The organism is Sphaerisporangium sp. NPDC088356 (genome assembly GCF_040685555.1).
Lineage (GTDB): Bacteria > Actinomycetota > Actinomycetes > Streptosporangiales > Streptosporangiaceae > Sphaerisporangium.
Map to the genome: position 1 here is coordinate 17,733 of NZ_JBFBIK010000099.1, position 10,859 is coordinate 28,591.

At 72.1% G+C, this 10,859-nt stretch carries 10 protein-coding genes; 2 read left to right on the forward strand and 8 right to left on the reverse strand.

What is annotated here, in order from left to right:
* The first annotated feature begins 44 nt into the window (after positions 1-44).
* Positions 45-1,235 (forward strand): SLC13 family permease, encoded by a 1,191-nt coding sequence (locus tag AB0O34_RS28065; protein WP_363920346.1) that lies wholly within the window; start codon positions 45-47, stop codon positions 1,233-1,235.
* A gap of 24 nt (positions 1,236-1,259) precedes the next feature.
* Here AB0O34_RS28065 and AB0O34_RS28070 read toward each other — a convergent pair whose 3' ends face one another.
* From AB0O34_RS28070 to AB0O34_RS28080, 3 genes are read right to left on the reverse strand one after another with little or no spacing between them, the layout of a single operon-like run.
* A complete protein-coding gene (locus AB0O34_RS28070) occupies positions 1,260-2,069 on the reverse strand; it encodes an inositol monophosphatase (protein WP_363920348.1) in 810 nt (269 codons plus the stop codon).
* A 9-nt stretch (positions 2,070-2,078) separates the two neighbouring features.
* On the reverse strand, positions 2,079-2,726 hold the full coding sequence (locus AB0O34_RS28075) for a hypothetical protein (RefSeq protein WP_363920350.1): 648 nt from the start codon (positions 2,724-2,726) through the stop codon (positions 2,079-2,081).
* Positions 2,723-3,760 carry a hypothetical protein gene (locus AB0O34_RS28080; RefSeq protein WP_363920352.1) on the reverse strand — a complete coding sequence of 346 codons (1,038 nt, stop codon included), beginning with the start codon at positions 3,758-3,760 and terminating at the stop codon, positions 2,723-2,725. The genes AB0O34_RS28075 and AB0O34_RS28080 overlap by 4 nt, the downstream gene beginning before the upstream one ends.
* A gap of 154 nt (positions 3,761-3,914) precedes the next feature.
* Here AB0O34_RS28080 and uvrB point away from each other — a divergent pair, with 154 nt between their 5' ends.
* A complete protein-coding gene (uvrB, locus tag AB0O34_RS28085) occupies positions 3,915-6,023 on the forward strand; it encodes an excinuclease ABC subunit UvrB (RefSeq protein ID WP_363920354.1) in 2,109 nt (702 codons plus the stop codon).
* Positions 6,024-6,054: 31 nt separating this feature from the next.
* Here the strand turns inward: uvrB and AB0O34_RS28090 are convergent, their stop codons facing one another.
* From AB0O34_RS28090 to AB0O34_RS28110, 5 genes are all read right to left on the reverse strand, one after another.
* Complete coding sequence (locus tag AB0O34_RS28090; protein WP_363920356.1) at positions 6,055-7,140, reverse strand: C45 family peptidase; 1,086 nt, start codon at positions 7,138-7,140, stop codon at positions 6,055-6,057.
* Positions 7,137-7,973: an ATP-binding cassette domain-containing protein gene (locus AB0O34_RS28095; protein ID WP_363920358.1), complete on the reverse strand. Its 837-nt coding sequence runs from the start codon at positions 7,971-7,973 to the stop codon at positions 7,137-7,139. The genes AB0O34_RS28090 and AB0O34_RS28095 overlap by 4 nt, the downstream gene beginning before the upstream one ends.
* Positions 7,970-8,971 carry an ABC transporter ATP-binding protein gene (locus AB0O34_RS28100; protein ID WP_363920360.1) on the reverse strand — a complete coding sequence of 334 codons (1,002 nt, stop codon included), beginning with the start codon at positions 8,969-8,971 and terminating at the stop codon, positions 7,970-7,972. Before AB0O34_RS28100 ends, AB0O34_RS28095 begins: the two co-directional genes overlap by 4 nt.
* Positions 8,968-9,834 carry an ABC transporter permease gene (locus AB0O34_RS28105; protein WP_363920362.1) on the reverse strand — a complete coding sequence of 289 codons (867 nt, stop codon included), beginning with the start codon at positions 9,832-9,834 and terminating at the stop codon, positions 8,968-8,970. The genes AB0O34_RS28100 and AB0O34_RS28105 overlap by 4 nt, the downstream gene beginning before the upstream one ends.
* Positions 9,831-10,859: ABC transporter permease (locus AB0O34_RS28110; RefSeq protein ID WP_363920364.1), on the reverse strand; the 1,029-nt coding region annotated here is incomplete at its 5' end. The genes AB0O34_RS28105 and AB0O34_RS28110, both read right to left, overlap by 4 nt.

The window sequence follows — 10,859 nt, forward strand, 5'->3', positions numbered from 1 at the left end:
GACGGGGGTTTCGAGGATTTTGATCATTTGAGCGGTGTGCGATCATGGCCTACGTGATACGGCGGCTGACGGTCCTCGACTGGGTTCGGATCGGTGTGCTCGCCGTGGGCCTGGTGTGCGTGGCGACGGGGCTGCTTCCCGCGGACGAGGCCGAGGCCAACCTCCGCCGCATCGGCCCGCTCCTGCTGTTCCTGGCGGCGGTGATCGTGCTGGCCGAGCTGACCAAGGAGGCGAACGTCTTCGACGTCCTCGCCGGCAGGCTGGCGATCGTCGGACGCGGGAACTACTTCGCCCTCTTCCTGCTTTGTACGGCTTTCGCATCGTTTGTCACGATTTTTCTGAATTTGGATACGACCGCGGTGCTGCTGACGCCGGTCATGCTCGCCCTGGCGCCACGTGCCCGCATCGCGCCGCTGCCCCTCGCCATGACCACGATCTGGCTGGCCAACACCGCGAGCCTGCTCCTGCCGGTCTCCAACCTGACCAACCTGCTGGCCATGGGCCGGGTGGAGCTGTCCACGCGCGACTTCGCCGCCCGCATGTGGGCACCGCAGGTCACCGCGATCGCCGTGACGATGCTGTTCCTGTGGATCTTCTTCTGGCGGCGCGGCGAGCGGGGCGAGGACAGGTACGTGCCGCCGCCCCAGCCCCCGGCGGGCGACCCGGTGCTGTTCAGCGTCGCGGCCGTCGCCTGCGTGCTGTTCATCGTGGCCATCCTCGCGGGGCTCCAGATCGGCGTCGCGGCCGCAGTGGCCGCCGTCCTGGTGGTCGCCGCCTTCGCCTGGCGCGACCGCTCTAAGCTCACATGGGGGCTTCTCCCCTGGCAGCTCCTGGTCTTCGTCACGGGGCTGTTCCTGGTGGTGCCCACGCTCAGCCGGTACGGACTGGACGATCTCATGCGGGCTCTCATCGGCGAGGCGGGCGACGCCGCGGGGGACTACCGGGCCGCGGCGGCGGGCGCGGGGTTGTCGAACATCGTCAACAACCTGCCCGCGTACTACGCCGGAGAGCGGGTGATCCCGCCCGCCAACCACGACCAGCTGCTCTCGCTGCTGATCGGCACGAACGTCGGCCCGGTGATCACCCCGTGGGCGTCCCTGGCCACTCTGCTGTGGTTCGAGTGGTGCCGCCGGCGCGCCGTGAAGGTGCCGCTGGTGAAGTTCGTGCTCACGGGGGTGTGCCTGGCCGTCACCGGCATCGCGGCCACGGTCGCGGCCCTGCTCCTCACCGCCTGAGACCCCGGCGGGCCTCGGGCCCGCTCAGCTCATGGATGCCGTGACCAGGCCGAGCAGGTCGTCGACGAGCTCGGATGGGGCGGCCACGAAGCTGCGCCTGTGCGAGGGCAGATCCGTATGCCCGTCGAAGGGCTTCCCGTCGAAGGCGCGCACGCACAGCCCCGCCTCCTGGGCGATCAGCAGCCCGCCGGGCAGGTCGACCGCCTCCGCCCGGTAGCCCACCACCGCGTCGATGTCGCCCCGCGCGAGCATCACCCAGCCCAGCAGGGGCGCCCAGAGCTGGAGCACCCGCCGTGCCCGTACGTCGAGTGCCGCCTTGAGCGCGCGCATGGCCGGATCGTCGCGGGCGACGCCGTGCCCCTGCGTCCAGGCGAGCACCGGCCCGTGCGGGGTGGGCCGGTAGCGGGGGGACGGCACGGGCCCGTCGGGGCCGAAGGCGCCCCCGCCCCTGACCGCCGACCAGGTCTGCCCGGCCACGGGGTCGTGGACGACTCCGAGCTGCGGCAGGCCGCCGTGGCACAGGGCCAGCCCGACGACGTACAGCGGCAGGCCGATCACGATGTTGTTGGTGCCGTCGAGCGGGTCGACGAGCCAGGTCCAGTCGCCGTCGGGATCTCCCGAGACGCCGGACTCCTCGGCCACCACCCGGTGCCCGGGAAAGGCCGCCTGGAGGCGTTCGATGAGGAGCTTCTCCGACGCCAGGTCGAGATCGGTGACGAGGTCGCCCCCGCCCTTCGAGCGGATCCCGAGAACGCCCTTCATCCGCTCACTGAGCAGAGCCCCGGCCGCCTCCGCGGCCACCACCGCCACCCGGCGGGCGTGATCGAGATCCACGGGATCCTCCTAGGTTCGCGCCAGGTGCTCCGCGGCCAGCCGGGCGGCCCGCGCGGTCTCCTCATCGTCGCAGCGTTCACGGGTCACGCGGTGGGAGCGCGAACCCAGCGGGCCGAGGGACAGATCGGTGCCGTGGCGCCCGCTGCCCAGCGCGATCGTGGCCGTGTCGGTGCCCTCGGGGACCACGCTGCGGTGGAAGACCCCCGCGGGAAGCGTGTAGACGTCGCCGGCGCGGTAGACCCCCGACCTGCCCCCGGTGTACCGCACGGTGCGCTCGGTGGGGCTGATGTTGTCGACCCCGCCGGCGCTGATCACCTCGAAGACCCGGTGGGTGGCGCCCGCGCCGCTGTCGGCGACGCTGGCGAGCTCGTTGAGCACCTGGCCGTACAGGACGTAGCTCACCAGGTCCCAGCTGTGGCAGTGGACCTCGGAGGTGGTGATGCCGGGGCTCGGGAAGGCGCCCGACCAGAGGTGCACGCACACGCCGTGCTCGCCGCCGCGCTCCACGGGGAGGCAGACGAAGCCCAGCGGATGGCGGATCGCCCTGATCGCGGACCTGCCCTCGGCGATCTCCTCCAGCATCCGCAGCGTCCGGCGGGGGAGGGCGGGCGTGACCGCGCCCGAGGTCAGCTCGTCGTACAGATCTTCATATCTCATGTCGCATAAGGGTTCTTCGCTCGAATGGCCTTACGGATGATCTCGACCACGTCGCGGTCGCCGTACGACTTCGGCAGGCCGAGGCCGAGCACCTCGAAGAGCCTGCGGGTCTCGTCGACCGTGGGCTCGTCGCTGAGCAGCGCCGCCTTCGCCGCCTCGATCGGGACCCGCCGGGCCTGGTCGAGGCTGGAGAGCAACTCGGTGGCGCAGTTGTCGTAGTAGAAGCTGCCGCGCGGGCTCATCAGGGCGCGGTTGGGGTCCTCGACCGTGATGATGACGTGGTTGGCCGACAGGTCCCAGCGGAACGTCGTCATGGTCGCCGACAGCCCGAGGTCGATGTCGAGCAGGCTGAACCGCTGCCGGTGCCAGCAGGCCGCCAGGATCGTCGCGTACGACTCCTTCCGGGTGCGGTCGACCGTCCAGAACTCCCCGGTGCCGTCGGGCGCCTCGGACACCGACCGGCGGAAGCGCACGTAGGCCTCGCAGACGCCGACGTGCGTCGGATCGATGATCTCCAGTCGCACGAGCAGCGCCCTGCGCTCGCGCCGGGCGGCGACGACCAGATCGGGCAGCGTCACGGCCCTCACGTACGTGCCGGTGCCGCCCTTGAACATCCAGCGGTCGGTGGAGCGCCGGGCCTCGGCGTGCGCCCTGGAGATCTCGTCGGCGCTGTTGAGCGCCTGCACGATCTGCAGGTTGTCGAGCACGCGCCGGGCGCTCTCGACGACCGCCTCCAGCTCGGAGAGGCGATCGAGGCGTGCGGGCAGGCCGGCGAGCGCTCCGGAGGTGGTGCGGAAGTTCTCCTTGATCGTCTCCTCCATGGGCTCCTGCCGCCAGCGGTCGCGCAGGATCGCGGCGGTCAGCAGCCCGAGGACCACGAGGGTGACCCCGCTGATCAGCTCGCCCTTCGGCTGGCCGAGGATCTGGCCCCCCGGGATGAGCCCGAGGAAGGCGATGAAGACGGCGAGCAACAGAGCGATCACACCGTCGGCGTTCTTGCCGACCCAAGCGACGAACTTCCCCACGCGCTCCATGGCGCCCCGCCCCGCCTCGACGTTCGGTCAGCCCCCGTCGTCATGGTAACGAGATGGTCAAAGATGGGCCAGTGGAAGGGCGAATGGACGGGGATTCCGGTCCACCGGCCACCGGGCCGGGAAATGTCGGTGGCTCCGCGTAGGTTATGGAGACGTGAGGCCGGTAACAGATTTGCAGCGCAGGGTGGCGCCCTTCCAGGTCGTCACCGACATGACCCCGTCCGGTGACCAGCCGACCGCGATCGCCGAGCTCGAGCGGCGCGTCAAGGCCGGAGAGAAGGACAATGTCCTGCTGGGTGCCACCGGCACCGGCAAGACCGCGACGGTGGCGTGGCTCATCGAGCGGTTGCAGCGTCCGGCTCTGGTGATGCAGCCCAACAAGACCCTCGCCGCCCAGTTCGCCAACGAGCTGCGCGAGATGCTGCCCAACAACGCCGTCGAATACTTCGTCTCCTACTACGACTACTACCAGCCCGAGGCGTACGTCCCGCAGACCGACACCTACATCGAGAAGGACTCCTCGATCAACGACGAGGTCGACCGCCTGCGCCACTCGGCGACCAACTCGCTGCTGACGCGCCGCGACACCGTCGTGGTGGCCTCGGTCTCCTGCATCTACGGGCTCGGCACCCCGCAGGAGTACGTCGACCGCATGGTCCGGCTCAAGGTCGGGCAGGAGATCGAGCGCGACCAGCTCCTGCGCCGCCTCGTCGACATGCAGTACGCCCGAAACGACCTGTCCTTCACCCGGGGCACCTTCCGGGTTCGCGGCGACACCATCGAGGTCATCCCGCAGTACGAAGAGCTCGCCGTGCGCATCGAGATGTTCGGCGACGAGATCGAGAAGCTCGCGACCCTCCACCCGCTCACCGGCGAGGTGATCACCGAGGATCCCGAGCTCTACATCTTCCCCGCCTCCCACTACGTCGCGGGTCCCGAGCGCATGGAGCGGGCGATCCGCGGCATCGAGGCGGAGCTCGAGACGTCGCTCGCGACCATGGAGAAGCAGGGCAAGCTGCTGGAGGCCCAGCGGCTGCGCATGCGCACGACCTACGACATCGAGATGATGCGCCAGGTCGGCACCTGCTCCGGCATCGAGAACTACTCGCGCCACATCGACGGCCGCGAGGCCGGCACCGCGCCCAACACCCTGCTCGACTACTTCCCCGAGGACTTCCTGCTGGTCCTCGACGAGTCGCACCAGAGCGTTCCGCAGATCGGCGCGATGTACGAGGGCGACGCCTCGCGCAAGCGCACCCTGGTCGACCACGGCTTCCGCCTGCCCTCCGCGATGGACAACCGCCCGCTCAAGTGGGAGGAGTTCCTCGAGCGCATCGGGCAGACCGTCTACCTCTCCGCCACCCCCGGGCCCTACGAGCTGGGCCGCAGCAAGGGCGAGGTGGTCGAGCAGGTCATCCGCCCGACCGGCCTGGTCGACCCCGAGGTGATCGTCAAGCCCACCAAGGGGCAGATCGACGACCTGGTCCACGAGATCCGTGAGCGCACCGACAAGAACGAGCGGGTCCTGGTCACCACGCTGACCAAGAAGATGTCCGAGGACCTCACCGACTACCTTCTGGAGCTCGGCATCCGCGTGCGCTACCTCCACAGCGAGGTCGACACGCTGCGCCGCATCGAGCTGCTCCGCGAGCTTCGCCAGGGCGAGTTCGACGTGCTGGTCGGCATCAACCTGCTCCGCGAGGGCCTCGACCTTCCCGAGGTGTCCCTGGTGGCGATCCTCGACGCCGACAAGGAGGGCTTCCTGCGCAGTGAGACGTCCCTGATCCAGACGATCGGCCGTGCCGCGCGCAACGTCTCCGGCCAGGTCCACATGTACGCCGACCGCGTGACGCCGTCCATGGAGCGCGCGATCGACGAGACCAACCGCCGCCGGGCCAAGCAGGTCGCCTACAACCTCGCCAACGGCGTCGACCCGCAGCCACTGCGCAAGAAGATCGCCGACATCCTCGACTCCCTCACCAGGGAGGACGCCGACACCGAGCGGCTTCTCGGCGGTGGCCGCCAGCAGAGCCGGGGCAAGGCGCCCGTCCCCGGCCTGTCCTCCCGCCAGACCGGGCAGCACGCCAAGGCCATCGTGGGCGAGATGCCCCGCGCCCAGCTGGAGTCGCTCGTCCAGTCGCTCACCGAGCAGATGCACACGGCCGCCGCCGACCTGCAGTTCGAGGTCGCGGCCCGCCTCCGTGACGAGATCAAGGAGCTCAAACGCGAGCTCCGCGACATGCGCGAGGCGGGCGTCCACTAACACGGCGACTCCCGTGCGGGGAGGGGCGCGGTCAGTTCTTCGTGCGTGGTGGGGTGAGGGTGGTCCAGGTCGAGGGGTTGGCGGAGCAGGGGCCGCCGTCGTGCACCTGGAGGCGGCGGGCGGCGGGGTCCACGGCGATCGTGGCGAGCGTGGCCCACCGGGTGCCGAGGCGACCGGAGGGCGGAGCATGGCAGCACACCTCGGCGCCGCCGTCCGGATGGACGTTCAGCAGGGCGGCGAGGTCGCCGGCCCCGTCGAGGCCGCGCCGCCCGTGCACTTGCCCGTCCAGCACGCGGAACCGGTCGTAGGTCTCCGGTTCGAGCCGCCCGCGGAGCTCGCCCGCGGCCGGCACCGGGTCGAGGAAGTGGTTGGTGTGCACCAGCCACCCCTCCTCGTCGGGGCGGACGGTCGCGGCGCCCGCCGGGCTGAGCTCCACGGCCGCCACCTGGCCCGCCGTCACGATCGTCATCACGGTGGAGGCCGACACCGGGGCGTCGCTCACGATGGAGACGGCTTCGGCGAAGGACGCCGCGCCACCGAGCACCCTGCGGGCGACGAGGTGGACGGGCACGCCGCCCGCACCGTCGTCCTCGTGGCCGAGGATGTTGAACAGCACTCCCACCCCGGCCTCGTTGACGCCGATCTTGCCGAGGATCCCGTACTCGGTGATGCCGGTGAACCCCAGCGCGTCGCCGCTCACCGACTGGATGTGCCAGGCGCCGGCGAGTTCCTCATGCCAGTCCCAGGTCTGGCCCCCCAGGGTACGGGTGCCGGTGTGGACCACTGTGGAGCATTCGCCTGCGCGGGGGGCGCCGGCGACGGCGAGGATCTCGGTGCGGGCGTTGAGCGCGGCCACCATCCACAGCGGCACTCCGGCCCCCTCCGCGACCCCCTCCATCTCGGCGACGAGTTCCGGCGCCCACGCGCGGGTGGCGCTGACGGTGCCGAGCGCCAGGGCGGGGACGTCCACTTTGACGCCCGCGGCCGTGGCGGCGGTCTCGAAGAGCTCCGAGTACGTCCCCCAGGCCCGGACGATCTCGGCGCCGGTCCGCCGGCCGCGGTCATGCCCGCGCCGCCTCGGGTCGGCCCCTTCCACCCGCAGATGCTCGCGGCTCACGCGCCCACCTCCGGGGTGCCGGCGGCGCGCCGGGGGCGCCATCCGGGCCGGGGCGCGCTGTCGCGCAGCAGGCGGGTGTACGGGTGCCGCGGGTCGTCGAGCACCCGTGCCGTGCTCCCGCGCTCGACGATCCGCCCCTGACACATGACGACGACCTCCTCGCTCACCTGCCGTACGACGGACAGGTCATGGGTGATGAACAGATAGGTGAGCCGGTGGGCCCGCCGGATCTCGGCCAGCAGGTTGAGTACCTGTGCCTGCACCGACACGTCCAGCGCGGCCACGGCCTCGTCGAGCACGAGGACGCGGGGTTCGGCGGCGAGCGCCCGGGCGATCGCGATCCGCTGCTTCTGCCCGCCGCTGAGCTCGCCGGGCAGCGCCCGTGCGTGCTCGGGCCGCAGGCCGACCTGGTCGAGCAGGTCGGCGACGCGGCGGCGGGCGTCGGCGCCGGTGACCCGATGGTGGGCCGCCAGCACCTCCCCGATGGCCGCGCCGGCCGTGCGGCGGCGGTTCAGGGATCCGTTCGGGTCCTGGAAGACCATCTGGACGTCTCGCGCGCGGGCCCGCCGTTCCGCCCGGCGTGGCCGCCGCGCCACCGGGCGCCCCGCGAGCACGACGGTTCCCGCGTCCGCGCTTTCGAGGCCGACGAGGATCCGCGCGAGCGTCGTCTTGCCCGAGCCGGACTCCCCGACGACCGCGAGGCAGCTGCCGTCGGCGACGCTCAGGCTGACGTCGTCGAGCGCGCGGACCGTGCGGCGCCGCCGCCCCTGCCCGCTGCCGAACTCCTTGCGCAGCCCGCTGATCTCGATGACGTTCCCGGTGGGGTCGCTCACTCGGAGGCCTCCGTCCCTGTCGTGCGGGCGAGCTCGGCCGCCAGTTCGTCGCTCCGATGGCACCGTACGGCCCGGCCGTCGCCGTGGACGAGCGGCACCTCGCCGTCCAGGCACCGGGGCGCCGCCCACGGGCAGCGGCCCGAGAAGGCACATCGCCCCCGCACTTCGTATGCGGCCACGGGCCGTCCCGGTATGACCGGGAGAACCGGGGCCCTGGTGGTGAGGCTGGGCCGCGAGTCGAGCAGCAGGCGCGTGTACGGATGGCGCGGCGACGCGTGGAGCCGCTCGGGGGTCGCGATCTCGACGATCTCCCCGGCGTACATCACGGCGATCCGGTCGCACACCGCCGAGGCCAGCTCCAGGTCGTGGGTGACGAAGAGCATCGCCATGCCGTGCTCGCGGCGCTGGTCGTCGAGGATCGCCATGACCTCGGACTGCGTGGTCACGTCGAGCGCCGTCGTCGGCTCGTCGGCAAGCAGGAGCCGGGGCGAGCCCGCCACGGCGGCGGCGATGACGACGCGTTGCAGCATGCCGCCCGACAGCTGGTGGGGGTAGGAGTCCATGCAGCGGTCGACGTCGGCGATCCCGACCTGCGCGAGCAGGTCGCGCGCCCGGCGATCGGCCGCCTCCCGGGTCTCGCCGCGCGCGTCGCGGAGCCCTTCGACGAGGAACCGCGACACGCGCAGCAGGGGGTTCAGCGCGGCCCTCGGATCCTGGCTGATCATCGCCAGCGCGCCGGCGCGGACCCGGCGCAGCTCCGGGGCGCCGAGGCGCCGTACGTCCTCGCCGTCGAGCGTGACCCGGCCCGAGACGCGGGCTCCCCGCGGTTCGGTGCGCAGGACGGTGCGCAGTGTCATCGACTTGCCCGATCCGGACTCCCCGACCAGGCCGAGCGCCTCGCCGGGGGACAGGGACAGCGAGACGCCGCGCAGGATCGCCCGGTCCTCGCCGCGGTGCCGCACGTCGAGACGGATGTCGTCGAGTTCGAGGAGGTTCATGCCCGGCCTCCGGCCCCGCGGCCGCCGAGCCGCTCGCCGATGACGCTGAACGCCGCGACCGCGACGACGATGCACGTGCCCGCGAGCAGGCTCTGCTGGGGCTGGCCCTGGAGCAGGGAGTCCTGCCCCTGGGAGACCATCAGTCCCCAGTCGGCGGTCGGTGCCTGCACGCCCAGGCCGAGGTACGACAGCGCGGCGAGGTCGATCATCGCGTAGCCGAAGTTGATGGCCGCCCCGGTGAGGATCTGCGGCGCGATGTTGGGCAGCAGGTGCCGCCCGGTCACCACGATCCCGGACAGACCCTGCAGCTCGGCCGCCTGGACGTAGGCGAGCCGCCGCTCGCGCAGCGCGACGCTGCGGAGCACGCGGGCGGTGTAGGGCATGTACGCGACCGCGAGCGCGGCGGTGGCCTGCGCGAGGCCCGTCCCGAACACCGCGACGACGAGGATCGCGAGGAGCAGGTTCGGGAACGCGAACAGCAGGTCCAGCACGCGGCCGACGAGAGCGTCCACGCGCCCGCCGAACCAGGTGGCCACCAGGGCGAGCACGGTGCCGCCGGCACCGGCGAGCAGGACGACCACGGCCGCGCCGGCCAGGCTGGTCCGGGCGCCGAACAGCAGCCGGGACAGCAGGTCGCGCCCCGACTGGTCGGTGCCGAGCAGGTGCTCGGGGCCGGGCGGCAGGTAGCGCTGGACGATGCTTCCGATGGCGGGGTCGTACGGCGCGACCAGGGGCGCGAGCAGCGCCGCCAGGGCCAGCAGCGCGACGACCGCGGCGGCGGTGACGCCGAGCGGGCCGAGCCGGCCCGCCAGGCCGGCGCCGCGCCGCCGCCGTGCGGGCGTGACGAGCGTTCCGGCGCTCACGCGCTCTCACCTCCGAGCTGGACGCGCGGGTCGATCACCGCGTACAGGGTGTCGACCACGAGGTTGACGACTCCGAACACCGCGACAAGGACGAGGGCCACGGCCTGCACGACGGCGAAGTCCTTCTGCTGCACCGCGTTGATGAGCAGGGCGCCGACGCCGTCGAGGGTGAAGGCGTGCTCGACGACCGCCGCCCCGGCGACCAGGGCCGCGATGTTCACCCCGACGATCGTCGTCACGGGCAGCATCGCGTTGCGGACGACGTGGCGGCGCGCCACGACCCGCCAGGGGACGCCGCGGGCCAGCGCGACGGACACGTGCTCGGCGTCGCGTTCCTCCACCACCGCGGTGCGGGTGATGCGCGCGACGACGGCCGCCGCCGGAAGCGCGAGCGCCACGGCGGGCAGCGTCAGGTGCAGTACGCGGTCCGGGAGCCCGGAGCCCGCGCCGAAGACCGGGAACCAGCCCAGCGTCACGGAGAAGACGCTCATCAGCAGGACGGCCGCGAAGAAGGTGGGGATCGCGAACCCCACGCTTGAGCCGAGCAGGACACCGGTGTCCAGGGCCCCGCCGCGCAGGCCCGCGACCACCCCGGCGCCGACGCCGAACACCACGATGAGAACGGCGGCGTACGTCGTGAGCCAGAGGGTCGTCGGGATCCGGGACACCAGCAGCGAGGCGACGTCCTGCCGCGTGGTGAGGGACTCGCCGAGGTCGCCCCCGAGCACGCCGGTCAGCCAGTGCCAGTAGCGCAGCAGGAACGGGTCGTCCAGGCCGTACTGCGCGCGGATGGACGCGAGGACGCCGGGACTGACGGTCCTGCCCTGGACGAGGAAGCTCTCGGGCGTGCCGGGCGCGGCGTACATGGCCGCGTAGATGAGGAAGCTCGACACGAGGAGCGTGGCGGCCAGCGCGCCGAGGCGCCGGGTCACGAAACGCGGCACGGTGCCTCCGTCTCGGGGTGGCGGGTCACGGGCCGGGTCATGGGCCGGGCGGCGGCGCGCGGCGCCCGGCCGTCGTCGGCG